The organism is Micromonospora sp. DT68, from assembly GCF_049847245.1.
In the GTDB taxonomy this organism is placed as follows: Bacteria; Actinomycetota; Actinomycetes; order Mycobacteriales; family Micromonosporaceae; genus Micromonospora; species Micromonospora profundi.
Genome location: NZ_JBNCNZ010000027.1, coordinates 42,608 through 58,347 on the forward strand (window position 1 = coordinate 42,608; position 15,740 = coordinate 58,347).

General features: G+C 70.4%; 13 protein-coding genes. 7 read left to right on the top strand and 6 right to left on the bottom strand.

Translation table 11 applies throughout. The features are described 5' to 3' along the window. Positions 1-15: 15 nt before the first annotated feature. Both ACPXB1_RS29205 and ACPXB1_RS29210 read right to left on the bottom strand, forming a co-directional pair. On the bottom strand, positions 16-1,233 hold the full coding sequence (locus tag ACPXB1_RS29205) for a cytochrome P450 (protein ID WP_355597758.1): 1,218 nt from the start codon (positions 1,231-1,233) through the stop codon (positions 16-18). Further along, on the bottom strand, positions 1,230-1,757 hold the full coding sequence (locus ACPXB1_RS29210) for a hypothetical protein (RefSeq protein ID WP_355597756.1): 528 nt from the start codon (positions 1,755-1,757) through the stop codon (positions 1,230-1,232). Before ACPXB1_RS29210 ends, ACPXB1_RS29205 begins: the two co-directional genes overlap by 4 nt. 210 nt (positions 1,758-1,967) lie before the next feature. Between ACPXB1_RS29210 and ACPXB1_RS29215 the strand changes: the two genes are divergently transcribed. The 7 genes from ACPXB1_RS29215 to ACPXB1_RS29245 are packed head-to-tail and all read left to right on the top strand — an operon-like array spanning position 1,968 to position 10,139. Further along, positions 1,968-4,601, top strand: a complete 2,634-nt coding sequence (locus tag ACPXB1_RS29215; protein ID WP_355597754.1) for an amino acid adenylation domain-containing protein — start codon at positions 1,968-1,970, stop codon at positions 4,599-4,601. After that, positions 4,591-5,481: a chlorinating enzyme gene (locus tag ACPXB1_RS29220; protein WP_355597752.1), complete on the top strand. Its 891-nt coding sequence runs from the start codon at positions 4,591-4,593 to the stop codon at positions 5,479-5,481. The genes ACPXB1_RS29215 and ACPXB1_RS29220 overlap by 11 nt, the downstream gene beginning before the upstream one ends. 42 nt (positions 5,482-5,523) lie before the next feature. Further along, the gene (locus ACPXB1_RS29225) at positions 5,524-6,213 is read left to right on the top strand and encodes a TenA family transcriptional regulator (protein ID WP_355597750.1); all 690 of its coding nucleotides are present in this window, start codon (positions 5,524-5,526) and stop codon (positions 6,211-6,213) included. Continuing rightward, the gene (locus ACPXB1_RS29230) at positions 6,210-7,337 is read left to right on the top strand and encodes a fatty acid desaturase (RefSeq protein ID WP_355597748.1); all 1,128 of its coding nucleotides are present in this window, start codon (positions 6,210-6,212) and stop codon (positions 7,335-7,337) included. Before ACPXB1_RS29225 ends, ACPXB1_RS29230 begins: the two co-directional genes overlap by 4 nt. Next, positions 7,318-8,115 (top strand): PhzF family phenazine biosynthesis protein, encoded by a 798-nt coding sequence (locus tag ACPXB1_RS29235; protein ID WP_355597746.1) that lies wholly within the window; start codon positions 7,318-7,320, stop codon positions 8,113-8,115. The genes ACPXB1_RS29230 and ACPXB1_RS29235 overlap by 20 nt, the downstream gene beginning before the upstream one ends. A gap of 12 nt (positions 8,116-8,127) precedes the next feature. Beyond that, positions 8,128-9,402 (top strand): cation:proton antiporter, encoded by a 1,275-nt coding sequence (locus ACPXB1_RS29240; protein WP_355597744.1) that lies wholly within the window; start codon positions 8,128-8,130, stop codon positions 9,400-9,402. Then, positions 9,399-10,139 (top strand): thioesterase II family protein, encoded by a 741-nt coding sequence (locus ACPXB1_RS29245; protein ID WP_355631275.1) that lies wholly within the window; start codon positions 9,399-9,401, stop codon positions 10,137-10,139. The genes ACPXB1_RS29240 and ACPXB1_RS29245 overlap by 4 nt, the downstream gene beginning before the upstream one ends. Positions 10,140-10,158: 19 nt before the next feature. Here ACPXB1_RS29245 and ACPXB1_RS29250 read toward each other — a convergent pair whose 3' ends face one another. From ACPXB1_RS29250 to ACPXB1_RS29265, 4 genes are all read right to left on the bottom strand, one after another. Continuing rightward, positions 10,159-11,400, bottom strand: a complete 1,242-nt coding sequence (locus ACPXB1_RS29250; RefSeq protein ID WP_355597740.1) for a cytochrome P450 — start codon at positions 11,398-11,400, stop codon at positions 10,159-10,161. Next, a complete protein-coding gene (locus tag ACPXB1_RS29255; RefSeq protein WP_355597738.1) occupies positions 11,397-13,292 on the bottom strand; it encodes a non-ribosomal peptide synthetase in 1,896 nt (631 codons plus the stop codon). The genes ACPXB1_RS29250 and ACPXB1_RS29255 overlap by 4 nt, the downstream gene beginning before the upstream one ends. Then, complete coding sequence (locus ACPXB1_RS29260) at positions 13,289-14,656, bottom strand: MFS transporter (protein WP_425736066.1); 1,368 nt, start codon at positions 14,654-14,656, stop codon at positions 13,289-13,291. Before ACPXB1_RS29260 ends, ACPXB1_RS29255 begins: the two co-directional genes overlap by 4 nt. Positions 14,657-14,687: 31 nt before the next feature. Beyond that, positions 14,688-15,740: thioesterase domain-containing protein (locus tag ACPXB1_RS29265; protein ID WP_425736067.1), on the bottom strand; the 1,053-nt coding region annotated here is incomplete at its 5' end.

A 15,740-nucleotide genomic window follows, 5' to 3' on the forward strand; every position in this document is an offset into this window, starting at 1 on the left:
CGGCTTGACGGGCTCTCAACCGGTACGCCACTTCACGGCGCACGGCATCGACGTGAAGCCGTGCTGGTGCGGTGAGTGGCAGCGCCGGGCCCGGGCCATGTCGACGTCGTACTCCGAGACGAGCGCACCGATCTCCTCCAGCGCGATCCGCATCTCGAGGCGGGCCAACCCGGCGCCCAGGCAGAAGTGCGGTCCGTTGCCGAAGCTGATCAGCCGTCCGGTGTCCCGGTCGAGATCGAAGCGGTCCGGGTCCTCGAAGACACGCCGGTCCCGGTTGGCCGAGGCGTGCAGGATCACCATGCGGGCGCCCTCGGGCACCCAGGTGCCGTGGATCAGCGTGTCGGTCGTGAGAACACGGGCGACCATCTGACTCGCCGAGTCGTAGCGCAGTGTCTCGCCCGCCCAGTCGTCGGCGCGTCCGTTCAGCCCCGCCTGCTGCACCTCGCGGTGCAGGTGGCCGTAGTACCAGGCGTTGCCGAGCGTCTTGCCGGTGGACTCGTTACCGCCGACGAGCATGATGAACATGAACCCGACGATCTGCGCGTCGGTGAGCTTTGCGCCGTCGACCTCCGCCTGGGTCAACCCCGAGGTCAGATCGTCTCCGGGCCGGCGGCGCAGGGTCCGGACGACGTCGAGCAGGTACTCGGCGAGCCGGAGCGCTGCGGCCGTCGAGGTCGCGCTGCGGCCGTCGGACATGTCGTCGCGGTGGTTGAGCTCGTCGGTGTCGGCGCGGACCTGATCCCAGTCCGCGGCGGGAATGCCGAGCAACTCGCACAGCACGTCGTTCGGCAGGGCAGCCGCGTACTCCTCGGCGAAGTCGAACGCCGGCAGGCCGCGCAGCATCTCCAGCCGATCCCGGGCTAGCTCGCGGATCCTCGGCTCCAGCGCGGCGGCCCGGCGCGGCGCCAGCGCGGACGACACGAGGCTTCGGTAGCGGCCGTGCTCGGGTGGGTCCATCGCCAGGAAGAAGGCGGTCTTCCTGGCGTCCGGCCCCCACAGGTCGGGCTCCAGGGCGATGCCGTTGCGGCTGGAGTACCGCGTCGGGTCACGCAGTGCGGCGGACACGTCGGCGTAGCGGGACAGCGCCCAGAAGTCGCGCTTCTCGTTGCGGTACAGCGGCGCGTGCTCACGCATCCAGGCGAAGATCGGGTACGGATCCTCCTGCACCGCGTACGAGAACGGGTCGTACTCCGGATGGCCGTCGTCGGTACGCACGTCGCGCGGCGCAGTCACCCTCGCTCCCGGCCCTGAACGGCCTCCCGCTGGGCCTGGAACGCGTGGCCGGCGAGGGGCGCGTCGGGCTCGTTGCCCGCGCTGGACAGCAGGCGCAGGAACGCGCGGGCCCAGCCTTCCGCTGTCGGCGCGCCGGCCGACCGTGGCACTGTCTCGACATACAGGCGGTCGCCGTCCTGCGACACGAGGAATACGACGTCGACCGGCACCGTCGACGTGCAACGGCCCGGCGACCGCGCGAGCGCGTCGCGGAAGCTCACCGCCGCGTCCGAGAGCCGCGTCGACAGGGGAGTGACGGATTCGAGCGGGCCGCGGATGACCCGGGCCCGGACAGGCGGTCCTGGTAGCGACATCCGCAGGACCAGCTCGGTCGCGCAGACCGACAGCGGAACAAGGTCGTCCACAGCAGCCGCCTCCGCCAGCCGGCGCAGGGCATGCGTCAGCGCCTGGGGAATCGCCACGGGACCGACGCACTCCGGCGGCGTCGATATCTCGCTGTCCTGGTGCGTCGTCGTGTCGCTCACGAACACTCCTACCGCCGGTCGTCTCGGCCGCCTCAGTTAACGAACCTGCCACCCGGCCCGTCAACCAGCCGCCGTGTCCCCGGTTCAGCGGACAGTTCGCCGTACGGACGTCGCACCCGGGCGAGCCGTCGCCCATTCACGTGACGTCCCGTCGATCCCTGGCGTACCTAGGGTCGAAGTACGAACGCCAGGACTCGGGAGGGTGCCGCAATGAGCGAGGCCGGTACCGTGACGCTTACCGACGCCGGGGCGATCGCACCGTTCGGGTACGAGCTCGTGCGCACGTGGGCTCGAACGAACCCCGGGTCGCCGGCGCTTGTCGTCGCCGACGGACCGAGCGATCCGGTGAGCTACGCCCAGCTGGTCGACAGGGTCGACGCGCTGGCGGCACGCCTGCGTGCCAGCGGTGTCGTGCCGGACCAGCCGGTCGCCGTCCTGCTCGACAGGTCCACCGATTCGGTAATCGCCATGCTCGCCGTCATGGCCGCGGGCGGGGCGTACTGCCCGCTCGACGTGACAGCGCCCGCCGCGAGGCTGGCCGCCGTCGTCGGTGCGCTCGGGGCCGGTGTCGCAGTGGCCGAACGCGCCGACGCGCACCGGTTGCCGCCGGGCCTCACGATCGTGCCGCCGTCCGGTCCGGCAGTGGATCCCGGGTCGGCGGCGTCGCCGCACCCCGACGCGTTGGCGTACGTCATGCACACGTCCGGGTCGACCGGTCGGCCCAAGGGCGTCGCCATGACCCACGGCGGGCTGGCCCGGCTGCTTCGGTGGCAGGTCGGCAACGGGCGGCCGGGCCTGCGCACGCTGCAGTTCACCGCAACCTCCTTCGACGTGACGTTCCAGGAGGTGCTCTCGACGCTCGCGACCGGCGGGTGCCTCGTGGTCGCCTCCGAGGAGATCCGCCGCGACCCGGCCGCGTTGCTCGACGCGATCGTCGCGCACCGGATCCAGCGGCTGTTCCTGCCGTACGTGGCCCTGCAGTTGATGGCCGTCACGGCCCAGCGCCGCCAGGTGGTGCCGGACTCGCTGGAGCATGTCGTGACCGCCGGTGAACGCCTCATCATCACCCCGGCGATCCGCGCGCTGTTCGCGGCGGTCCCGCAGTGCCGGCTCGACAACCACTACGGGCCCACCGAAGCGCACCTGGTGACCAGCCTGACCCTGCCGGCCGACGTCGCCTCGTGGCCGGTCGTGCCGTCCATCGGCGCGGCCGTGGACGAGGTCGTCTGCCGGGTTCTCGACGAGAAGCTCGCGGGCGTCGCCGACGGCGACATCGGCGAGCTTTACGTCGGCGGCAGCGGCCTCGCCCGGGGATACCACGGGGATTCGGCGCTGACCGCGGAACGGTTCGTGGCGGACCCGTTCGCGCTCACCCCGGGCAGCCGCCTCTACCGCACCGGCGACCTGGTACGGGCGCGTGCCGACGGCGGCTTCGACTTCGTCGGCCGGACGGACACCCAGCTCAAGGTGCGCGGGTTCCGGGTGGAACCGGCCGAGGTGGAGAACGCGCTGCTGAGCCACCCCCGCGTCGACGCCGCGGCGGTCGGTCTGCGCGAGGTCGCCGACGGCGTTCCGGTCCTGGTCGCCTACCTGCAGACCGACGGCCAGGTCACGCAGCGGGAGATCACCGACCACGTGCGCGGCCAACTGCCGCCCTACATGGTCCCGACCCGTTGCGTGCCTGTCGAGCGGATGCCCCGAACCGCGAGCGGGAAGGTCGACACGCTGGCGCTGGCCGCGCTCGACCTGCCGGACCCGACCGGACCGCGCCCGCCGGAGGCGCCGTCGCTCACCGAACTCATCACGTCGATCTGGACGAGGGTGCTCGGGCACGACGAGTTCGACGCCGACGACGACTTCTTCGACGTCGGCGGTGACTCGCTGCTCGCGACCTGGGTCGTGACCGAGCTCGAACAGGAGTTGGGCCGGACCGTCGAGCTGTCGGTGTTCCTGGACTACAGCACCGTCGAGGATCTCGCCGGCGCGCTGGGGGCCGACGCCACGCTGCCGGAGCAGCGCCCCCGCTCGTCGCAGATCGTCACGCTGCGGGCCGGCCCCTCCGGGCGCAGCATGTACCTGATCCACCCGCTCGGCGGCGAGCTGCTCGGCTACCGGGAACTGGCGCGCGCCTCGCGGGCGCCGTTGCGCCTGCTGGGCATCGGGTGGCAGGGCGAACCGCCGGCGTTCGGCAGTTCACTGGCCGATATCGCCCGGGTGCACGTGGAGCAGTTGCGCACCATCGAGCGGGACGGGCCGTACCGGCTCGCGGGCTGGTCGTTCGGCGGCGTGCTGGCGTACGAGATGGCCCAGCAGTTGACAGCCGCCGGCGGCGAGGTCGAGTTCCTTGCCCTGCTGGACGCCAACCCGGTCATCGATCCGATCACCGGCCTGCCGATGGACCGCACGCCGTTCCTCGACATGCTGGACTCCGTCCTCGCCCGACTCGACGACCCGGCCTCGACCGAGGCCGACATCGCGGAGCTGACCAGCGGGCAGACCTGGACCCAGCTGATGGGCGCGCCGGTCCGCGGCGCCTCGTCCGGCGGGTACCTGCGGACCGCGCTGCAGACCGCCCGTTCGTGCATGAACGCGGCGATGCGCTACGAGCCCGCCCCGTACGCCGGACCGGTCCACCTGTTCCAGGCGGCCGGGTCCGATGACGAACGTCAGGCGCGACTGGCCCAGGCCATGCGCGGGCTGTGTCCCGGATCGCTGACGGTCATCCCGATCTCGGGTGACCACTGGGGCTTCATAAGGGGAGAGCACGTCGCCGAGGCGGCGCGGGAACTGGATTCGGCGCTGCAACGCGTGGGTCGGGTAGGGAGCATCACTAATGGATCTTGAAAACGACCGGAAGGCCTTCGCCGAGCGGGGCTACATGGGCCCGTTCACCCTCTGGGAGCCGGAGGAGATGAACCGCTGGTGGAAGAAGCAGCGCAGGGAGCTGCTCGACCCCGCCAACAACGAGCGCAAGGTCTTCGACAACCCCGTCAACTACGACCGTCACCTCGACATCCCCGGGCTCAGCAAGCTCATCACCGAGCCGGAGATCGTACGACGGATGCAGGCGATCATCGGTCCGGACATCACCTGCTGGCGTACCGAGTTCTTCCCGAAGAACCCGGGTGACACCGGCACCGGATGGCACCAGGTCGAGACGTACGCGATCGGCGAGGCGACGACCGGAATGCTCGAGGCGACCGACAGGTCGCCGGAGGCTCCGATGGAGCTCACCTGCTGGGTCGCCTTCACCGACGCGACCCGGGAGAACGGCTGCATGAAGGTCATCCCGGGCAGTCACCGGGAGTGGAAGTACGACGAGCGCGCCCCGATGGAGTGGAACGGCTCCGCCCGGGACAACTCGTTCTTCGGCTACAACTACGACGACATCAAGCTCGACAAGCACTGGGACCCGGACCAGGAGAACGTGGAACACCTGGAGATGCGGGCCGGCGAGTTCTTCATCTTCACCGCCCGGTGCATCCACGGCTCGAACCCCAACATCAGCAATCGGCAGCGGATGGGGTTCGCGATCCGGGTCGTACCCACCCACGTGCGGGTCTACGGCGGGATGACCGAGTTCGACGAGTTCGGTCACCACTTCGACCTGTCCCGGCACGGCTGCGTGGTGGTGGCCGGCGAGGACGAGTACGGACACAACCGGGTGCGGTCCGAGAACGCGTGGGGGGAACCGTTCACCCCGATCGACCGGATGGTGCTGTGACAGCCCGCCGGTCTGACCCGAACGACCTGTGAAGGAGTAGAAGTGACCGCGACGTTCACGTTCGGCGACCGGTTGGCCGCCAGCCCTGTCTACCAGAAGTTCCGTGACCACCCGTTCTTCGCGGCGGTCGACACCGCCGAGCTGACCAAGGAGCAGGCCGCCCTGCTCATCGAGCAGTGGTGGTACCCGCTGCACTACTTCCCGACCTTCCTCGCCCGCTGCGTTGCCGTGCTGCCCGACATCGCTGCCAAGTCCGCCATCACGCGGATCCTCAACCAGGAGGCCGGCGGCGGCCGGGTCGACCTGGCGCACGAGGTCATCTACGTCGAATCGATGGTGAAGTGCGGCTTCGACCGCGACCGGGTCACCGGTACGACTCCGTACCCGGAGACGGCGGCGCTCGTGGAGGGCTACCGGCGGGCCTCGGAGAAGCACGAGGACGCGCTCGGTTTCATCTTCGCCACCGAGACCACGGACCTGCTCATGGTCTCCAGCATCGGCAAGGTGATCGAGCGGACGACCGGCGTCTCGGACAACCACTGGGTGTCCATCCACGTCGAGCAGGAGCCGGACCACGTGGAAGAGGCCAACCACGCCCTGATGGCGGACTTCAGCACCGAGCAGGAGGACGCGGTCATCGCGGCGGCCGACGAGATGTGGCGGCTGTGGATCGCGTTCTTCGACCGTCTCGCCCTGGAGTCCGGCGTCGGGGCGACCACCCAGGCCCCGTGAGTTCCGTGGACGTCCGTGCTACGTACACGCGCTTCCCGGCGTGGACGCAACACTTCTGGACCTGGCAGACCGGTAAGGCTCTGCCAGGCCAGGAGCCGTTGATCCGGCACACGTGGGCCTCGTACCTGGCGGTGACGCTGACGTTGTTCCTCTCCGGGCTCGCGATCTCCACAGTCGCGGTGGCCGTGATGTTCCCACTGTGGTACGTCGTGTTGCTGCTCGGCTGGGTGCTGACGGTCACCGGCGAACGGATGATGGTCCTCGTCATCGCCCACCAGGCCCTGCACCGGAAGTTCTCCGGCAATGCGGCGACCGACCGGTTCTGGGGCGAGGCGGTGACGGTCCTGTCCGTCTTCCACACCTTCCGGGACTTCAAAGAGGAACACTTCGACAACCACCACCGGCGCGAGATCTTCGCGACGGAGGTCGACCCGCCCGTGCAGTTCCTGCTCGACCTCGGGTTCCGTCCGGGCCTCACGCGCGCCGAGCAGTGGCGGCGCGCGTGGAGGGTCTTCCTGTCCCCGGTCTTCTACGCGCGCGGCTTCCTCGGCCGGGTCACCAGCAACCTGCGGGCCGGCACCTGGCGGCGGGTCGGGTTCGCCGCCTGGGTCGGCTGGTGGCTCTCGATGCCGTTCTGGATGCCGAACGGCGTGCTCGTGCTGGTGCTCGCGTTCGTGCTGCCGGTCATCCTGTTCGCGCAGCTGAGCGCGTTGCTGGACCGGTTGGGCGAGCACGAGTGGCTCGCGCCGCGCAACCCGGAGTTCGGTCACCGCTTCTACACGGCGGCGAACACCAACGCCCGCTACTGCGGCGCGCCGGTCCCGGCGCGCTCGCTGCCCGCCGGCGCCAAGGCCGTCGCGTGGACGCGCTGGATCGCGGCGACGCTGTGCTACCACATCCCGTCCCGGCTGCTCGTCGTTGTCGGCGACCTGCCAAACCACGACTACCACCACCGCTATCCATCGACGGCGGAGTGGACGACCGCCGCGTACGCGCGGCAGCGCGACATCGACACCGGGCCGGAGGGCCCGCCGTATCGGGAGGTCTGGGGGATGGGCGCGGCGATCGACCAGGTCTTCCGCGCCTGGGAAGGAACCACCACCGGTGCGCTATCACATCGTTGACACGTTCGCCGACGGGCGGTACGCGGGTAACCCGGCGGCCGTGGTGGCAGTGGACTCGTTCCCGGACGAGGCCAGCATGCAGGAGGCCGCCCACCGGATCGGCCTGCCCACCACCGCGTACGTGGTGCCGGCAGGCCCGGGGGAGTACGGGGTGCGGTGGTTCACCCCGTACAAGGAGATCAACCTGTGCGGGCACGCCACGATCGCGAGCGCACGCCACCTCTTCGAGGACGCCGGCAGCGTCGGGTCCGACACGCTGCGCTTCGTGTCGGACAACGGCGTCCTGTACGCCGAGCGGGTCGGTGACCTGATCGCCATCGATCTGCCGGCAGCCACGCTGATGCCCGCTCCGCCGCCGCAGGGGCTCCTCGAAGCCCTGGGCGTCGACGCCGTGGGGTGTGCGGTCTCCAGCGACGACGTCCTCGTCGAGGTCGCCTCCGCCGAGGTCGTGGCCCAGGTCCGTCCGGACTTCGCGGCGCTTGCCCGGCTGCCGTTCCGCGGGCACATCGTGACGGCGCCGGGACCATCCGGTGTGGACTTCGTGTCCCGGACGTTCTTCCCGTCGCTGGGGGTCGACGAGGACCAGGTGTGTGTCACCGCGCACTGCAAGTTGACGCCGTTCTGGGCGCGGCGGCTGGGCCGCCCGGCGCTCGTCGCCCTCCAGTTGTCGCAGCGTGGCGGGCGGCTCGAGGTGGAACACCGTGGCGACCGGGTTCGGGTGCTCGGCGCTGCGGTCCGCCGCGGCGGCGCCCGGGACCTCGCCCTGGCCCTCAGGTAGAGGAGACGACCCGTGTTGGCACTCCTGCTAGCCCTCCTGGTGATCTTCGTTGCGGCGCGGATCGGTGGGGCGCTGGCCCGTCGACTCGGCCAGCCGGCGGTGATCGGCGAGATCCTCGCCGGCATCCTGCTCGGGCCCACGCTCTTCAACGGCGCGGTCACCTCGGCTGTCTTCCCGACCGACGTGCGACCGACCCTGGCCACCATCGCCAGCGTCGGTGTCTGCGTGTTCATGTTCCTCGTCGGCCTGCACCTGGACCACCGTCTGCTGCGCGGCCAGAGCCGCATCGCGACAACAGTGTCGCTGAGCGCCATCGCGCTGCCGTTCGGCCTGGGGGCGCTGCTGGCCCTCTATCTCCTGGGCAACCACCCGGCGGAGAACCGTCTCGCGTTCGTGCTCTTCCTGGCCACCGCGATGTCGATCACCGCGTTCCCGGTGCTGGCCCGGATCCTGGCCGACCGGGGCCTCATCGACACGCCGATCGGTGGTCTCGCGCTGGCCTGCGCGGCAGTTGACGACGTCCTCGCCTGGTCGCTGCTCGCCGTTGTCGCGGCGCTCGCCGACGCCGGCGGTGACCCGTGGCGTGTCCTGCTGGTGATCCCGTTCGCCGCCCTGATGCTCAAGGTCGTGCGGCCCGCGCTCGCCCGGCTGGCCCGGCGCCACCCGGAAAGTGGCTTCTTCAGCGGGACCGCAGTGCTCGTCGCTGTCGCCGCAGGCCTCGCGGCGTCGGCGGCGGCGACCGAGTGGATGGGCCTGCACGCCATCTTCGGCGCGTTCCTCTTCGGCGTGGTGATGCCGCGTGAGGGCGCTGTCGCGCTCCGCGAGCGGGTGCTGCCGCTGATCGAGAAGATCAGCACGTGGGTCCTGCTCCCGGTCTTCTTCATCGTCGCCGGCATCAAGGTGAATCTGTCCGGGCTGGGCGGCACCGCTGTCGGCGAGCTCGCGCTCATCCTGCTGGTGGCGATCGGTGGCAAGTGCGCCGGCGCGTTCTTCGGCGCCCGGATCAGCGGTGTGCGCCCGCGCCACTCGCTCGTTCTCGCGCTGCTCATCAACACCCGTGGCCTGACCGAACTGATCGTGCTGACCGTCGGCCTGCAGATCGGGGTGCTCGACCAGGAGCTCTACTCGTTGATGGTGGTGATGGCCCTTGTCACCACGGCGATGGCCGGCGTGTTCCTGCGGTTCGTGTACCCGCCGGAGCGCGTGCGGGAGGACATCGCCGCGCGCGACGCCGACGCCGACCCGCTCGGGCGGCGTGACCCCGAACGAAAGGAGCCGGCGTCGTGAATCCGGTAGCCCGCAAGTCCGTCTGGCTTCAGCGCGCGCCCTCACCGAGTGTCCAAGGCCGGGTGTTCTGCGTCCCGCACGCCGGCTGCGGCACCAGCGTCTTTCGTAACTGGCCGCAGGAGCGGGCCGGGATCGAGTTCCTCGCCGTTGAGCTGCCGGGCCGGCTCACCCGCTTCAGCGACCCGATGCCGAAGACCTTCCAGGACCTTGCCGCGGAGATGATCGAGGGCCTCGCGCCCTACCTGGACGTTCCCTTCGCCTTCTTCGGCCACTGCTGGTCGGCGCTGATCGCCTACGAGGCCACAGTCGCGCTGGAGCGTTCAGGCGGGCCCCGGCCGGCGGGGCTGTACGTCTCGTCGCTCATGGCACCTCAGGACGAGGTCATCGGGCGCCTGATGACCATGAACGAGGCGCAGCTGGCGGAAGAGCTGGGCAAGACGGTCCGCGACATGGGAAGCAGCCCTCATCCGGAGTTGGTAGCCATCTACGCCGACATCCTGCGTTCGGACCTCGACATGAGCCGGCACTACATCGCCTCCGACCCGGGCCCGCTGTCCTGCCCGATCTCCGCGTTCGGCTGGAGCGACGACTCGGAGGTCACGCCCGACCAGATGACCGGGTGGGCCGAATGCGGCGAGACCACCCTCCGGGTCCTCCCGGGGGAGCACAACCGCATCGTCGACGCGCCGCCGGAACTTCTCGACCATCTTTGCTCAGGCCTGCGCGCCGGGCGGTGACGCTGGCCCGGCGCGGCGATCAGCCCTTGCCGTGCAGGGCCAGCGGCACCGAGCGGTAACCCCGCAGGAAGCTCGACTCCATGCGCCGGGGTTCGCCAGCGAGTTCGGCGTCGTCGACGAGATCGGCCAGAGCCCGCAACAGTGACGCGATCTCCAACCGGCCGAGGTAGGCCGCGATGCAGTAGTGCGGTCCGTGGCCGAAGCTGAGGTGCGGGCGGCTCCGCGGCCTCAGGCTCATACGCTCGGGGTCGTCGAAGACCTCGGCGTCCCGGTTGGCCGAGCGCAACCACAGCGTGACCAGATCGCCACGCCGCATGGTCACGCCGCCGATCTCCAGGTCATCCAGGAGAGACCGCATCACGTGGTTGACAGGCGCCTCGTACCGCAACAGCTCCTCGGCGGCGACGCCGAAGTCGGCGTCACCGGCGCGCAGCGACGCCCAGAACTGACGATGCCTGACCATCGTCAGGGGGATCGCCGTCAGCACATAGCGGGCCGAGGCGTTGCCGCCCAGGATGAAGTCGTGGCAGTTCATGATCGCGGCCGAGCGGCTCATGGCATCGCCGTCGCGCTGGGCCTGGGCCAGCGTCGTCGCCAGATCGTCGCCCGGATTCCGGTACTTGCTTGTCAGCAGCTCATCGCAGTACGCCAGCAGCTCGACGTGGGCGGTCATCTGCGCGGTCGCCGTGACGTGACCGGCCCCGCTGAACGCCATCTGGCTCAGCTCCGCGAGCCGTGGGCGGTCGCTCTGCGGGATCCCCAGCAGGTCACAGGCGACGGTGGTCAGCAGCGGCGTCACGATCGCGTCCACGAAGTCGACCGACGGCTGCGCGGCGGCGTCGGAGACCAGCCGTCGGGCCAGTGCGTGGGTGCTGTCGGTCAGCCGCCCCAGGGCCCTGGGTGAGAAGGCGGACTCGAGCGCGCGGCGCATCCGCGCGTGCGCGGGATCGTCGGCCACGAGCATCGACAGCCCGCCCGCGGCCTCGCCGGCCTCGATGTCCGACGGCTTCTCGCCGAGCCGGTTGCCCTTCTGCGACGAGAGCAGGTGGCTGGCCCGGAAGACCTCCCGGACCTGCTCGTACCGGGTGACGGCCCAGTGCTCGCGCAGGCCGGTCATCAACAGCGGCGTGCCGGCGCGGCGCATCGTCGCCCAGAGCCGCTCCGGTCGCTCACCGGCGTACAACCTCGGGTCCGCGAGGTCGACAGTGACGACCCGGTCCAGGATGTCGTCCGCCTCGCCCGTCTCGACGTCAGCTGTCATGGTGTCGCCTCCGATGGGGTCAGACGTGCGATGGTGGCGGCCAGGTCGCGGACCGTCAGGCCCGCGAGCACGTCCCTTACCGACAGGTCGACCTGGAACTGCGTGGTGCACAGCTCGATGAGCTTGAAGACCAGCAGGGAGTGTCCACCGAGGGCGAAGAAGCTCTCCGTGACGCTCACCGCCTCCCGGCCCAGAATCTCGCAGAAGATCCGGGCGACCTGCTCCTCGATCGCGTTCGCCGGTGGCACCAGCGGCAGGGTGTCCGCGCCGCCGGTGCGGTCGATCTGGCTCAGCAGCGCGGCGATGTCGACCTTGCCGTGGACGAAGGTCGGGATCTGGCTCACCACTGTCACAGTGCTCGGGTGCATGGCGGTGGGCAGCAGCGTGGCGGCGTGCGAGAGCAGGGCCGACGCCGAGACGGACCGCCCCGGTGCCGCCGTGACGAACGCGGCGATCTCGGCGTCCCGGTCAGGTACGACGGTGACCACGCACTGGCCGACGTCGTCGTGCTCGGCCAGGACCGCCTCGATCTCGGCCAGCTCGATGCGTACGCCGCGGACCTTCACCTGCCGGCCGATCCGGCCGAGATGCTCGAGCACCCCGTCCTCCCGGTAGCGGCAGAGGTCGCCGGTGCGGTACATGCGCGCGCCGGGCTGGTCCGTGAACGGGTCAGCCAGGAACCGCTCGGCGCTCAGCGCCGGCCGGCGGTGGTAGCCCTGCGCGATCCCGACCTCGCCGCCGACGAAAAGCTCACCGGCCACCCCGATCGGGGTCGGTTCGAGGTTGTCGTCGAGGATGTAGACCCGCCGGTGCTCCGGCGGCGACCCGATCATGACCGGCGCGTTCGGCTCGACAGCCAGTACGGTCTCGGCCACACAGCCCAACTCGGTGGGCCCGCAGCAGTTGATGAGGTCGGCGTCGAAGCGCTCGTGGAAGCCGTCGCGCACCCGCGGGGTGACCGGCTCGCCGCCGCAGAACACCCGGCGCAGCGAGGGGCAGCTACCGGGCGACGTGTGGTCGTAGAACGGCTGCATCATCGTCGGGACCATGAACATGCCGGTCACCTGGTGCTTGTCGATGAAGTCGCGCAACCGTACGGGATCCCGGTGCGCCCCGGGCGGGCAGATGGCGACCCGGGCACCGCAGTAGAGCGGCCAGAAGATCTCCCAGATCGACACGTCGAAGCCGTACGACGTCTTGAGCAGGACGGTGTCTCCCGGCCCGTACGGGTACCGGCTGTGCAGCCAGTAGGTGTCGGCAAGGGCTCCGTCGACCGGGTACGCCACGGCCTTGGGACGGCCCGTCGTACCCGAGGTGTAGAGCATGTGGATCAGGTGGTTGCCGGGCTCGGGCGGGAGGTCGTGTGTCGGTTCGGTGGCCCAGCGCTCGCCGTCCTGGTCGACAGTCAGCACCAGCCCGGAACCCGCGGGCACACGCGACCGGGTCGTACGGTCCACGAGGACGGCGACCGGGGCCGAGTCCTCAAGCATGAAGGCCATCCGGGCATCGGGCAGCTCGGGATCGATCGGTACGTACGCGGCCCCGCTCTTCGCCACCGCGTAGAGCGCCACCATGAGGTCCACGCTGCGCTCCATGCTCACGGCCACGAACGTGCCCGGACGGGCTCCGGCCGAGCGCAGCAGCCAGGCGAGCTGGTTCGCCCGGGTGTTGAGTTCGGCGTAGGTCAGGCTCGCGTCCTCGCTGACCACCGCCTCGGCGTCGGGTGTGCGCCGGACCTGTTCCTCGAACGGCTGGGCCATCGTCGTGGAGCCGATGTCCGGCCGACGGTAGGGGTTGAGGCGGTGCAGGATGCGTTCGCGTTCGGCCGGCGGCAGCGGCGGAACTGCGAAGACAGGCTCGTCCGGCGCGTCGGCGGTCGCCACGGTGGTCACGGCGTCACCTCGGCGACGGCAGCAGACGCCGGTACGGGCTCGACGGGCATGGGTGACTCCTTTGTGCTGGCGTCCGGAAGTTCGTCATCCAGGTTGCGTAGGCGGGGGTAGGCGATGCCCGCGATCGCGCAGCCGACGGTGAGCACGCCCATCAGCATGAGCAGCAGGGCGATCCCACGCCCCGGCCCGTCGCCGACAAGCGCCGCGACGAACGGCGAGCGCACGGCCTCGGAGCCGACAAGGGGCTCGAAGACGTGGTCGACGGCGGGCCCGGCCACGAGGTAGGCGATGAGCTGAGGTGTGTTGGCGACCATGCCGAGCAGGGCCATCGTCCGGCCGAGCAGCTGCGGCTCCACCTTGGTCTGCCAGATGGCCTGGTTGCTGCCCATGACGATCGCCAGGCTGCCGAGGAAGAGGACGGCGCCTATGGTGATCAACGGAATACTCGGTCGCAGCGCCCCGATGACAGTGGCCACGCCGAGGATGAGAGAGAAGCCGAGGACGCCGTGAATGCGGCGGCGCGGCCCGCCCCAGATGCTCATGGCCACGCTCGCGCCGATCATGCCCAGGCCGCCGATGGACATGACGGTGCCGAGGACGTTGGGCGCGGCGAACGCGAGGACCAGCGGAATGATCAGTACGTCGACGAAGCCGGCGCAGAAATTGAGCGCGCCGAGGAAGACCATCAGGGCCACCAGACCGTGTCGGGCAGCGACCCAGCGCCACGCTTCGGCGAACTCACGCAGCAGCGACAACGGGTGGGCGGGCGTCGTCGCGGAGCCGGCCGGTCGCGGAATGCGGACGGCGGCCAGCGTGATCAGGGCGAGAGTGAAGGAGACGCAGTCGAGCAGAATGATGCCGGAGATGTCGATGGCGAGCAGCAGGTAGCCGCCACCGATGGGCGCCAGCACCTGCGTCGTCGCCAGGGCCACCATGCGCAACCCGTTCGCCCGGCCGATGTGCCGCTTCGGCACCAACAGGGGCACCGCCGCCTCGAACGAAGGCGTTTGCAGCGCCCCGATCACGGAGAGGCAGACGACGATCGGGTAGATGTGCCAGATGGCGAACCGATCGGTGGCGAGCAGCGCGGCCAGGGCCAGCATGACGGCGGCGGCGGCGACGTTGCTCACGACCAGCGCGCGCCGTGGTCCCCATCGGTCGACGAGCGAACCCGTGAACGGTGAGGCGAGGATCTGCGGAAGATAGGCGAGCGCGTAGATGACACCGAGCGTCGTGACCGACCCGGTGAGCAGGTAGGCGTAGACGCCGAGGGCGAAGCCGGACAGGCTCGATCCGGCCAGCGAGACGAACTGTCCGCACCAGAGGATCACGTAGGTGCGTAGGCCGGTGGTAGGTGCCGCCATCTGTCCTCTTCGAGTCGGTGGATCCAACGAACTATGAGTCGGGCAGGGCCGGTGGCGGTCCGCCGGGAGCCGGGACCGGCTCGCCGAGAGCGTCGCGTACCGCTGTGGCGAGCGCGGCCAGGTGCGGTGGCCGCAGCATCGTGTAGTGGTCGCCGGGCACGGTCCGGCGATCAAGCCGGGGGCAGAGCGCCTGCCAGGTCGCGTCGTCGGCGTCCGCCCCGTCGGCGGTCCGGATCACCGTCACCGGGCCGTCGTACCGGCGCGGCCGGTGGGTGTGCAGCGCTGCGACGTTCGTGGTGAAGGCCCGCATCCGCAACCGCACCTCGTCGCGCAGCCCGGCGGGTACGAGACCGGCCTTGTCCAGCACGTCGAGGGCGACCTCTTCCAGCGCATCCCGATCCAACCCTTGGAACTGGCTCGGGTCGACGTCGGGCGGTGCCACGTCGGCCAGGCTGGCCAGGTCGTAGACGAACGACGACAGCGCGTCCAGGTCGTCCGGTGGGCGCGGGTCGGTCGGCAGCCCCGGGTCCAGCAGGACGACGGTGCCGACCGGGTGACCGGCGTCGGCGAGTTGACGCGCCATCTCCAGAGCGATGACCCCGCCGAGCGACCAGCCGCCAAGGTGGTACGTCCCGTGTGGCTGCACCTGTCGGATCAGCTCCACGTACTCCGCGGCCCGTGCCGACAGGTCGCCGGTCGGCTCGACGAGGCGCAGCGCGGGATCCTCGATGGCCTGCACCGGCAGGTCGTCGCCGAGCATGCCCGCCAGTTGGACGTAGCAGGTCACCGACCCGCCGGACGGGTGTACCAGGAACAGCGGTGGCCGCCCGGTCGCACCGTGCAGCGTGACGACACCGCTGCCGGAGCGCGCGGCAGTGTCCGCGTCCCCGGGCCGGTCGACCAGGGCGGCCAGGCGCTCCAGCGTGGGGTCGGCGAACAACATGTGGGGGTGAATGGCGACGCCGGCCCAATCGCGGATGCGGGCGACCAACTGCGTGACGTGCAGCGAGTTGCCGCCGAGGTCGAAGAAGTTGTCGGTGGCGCTGACCTGGTCGAGGTCGAGGAGGTTCTGCCAGGTGTCGGC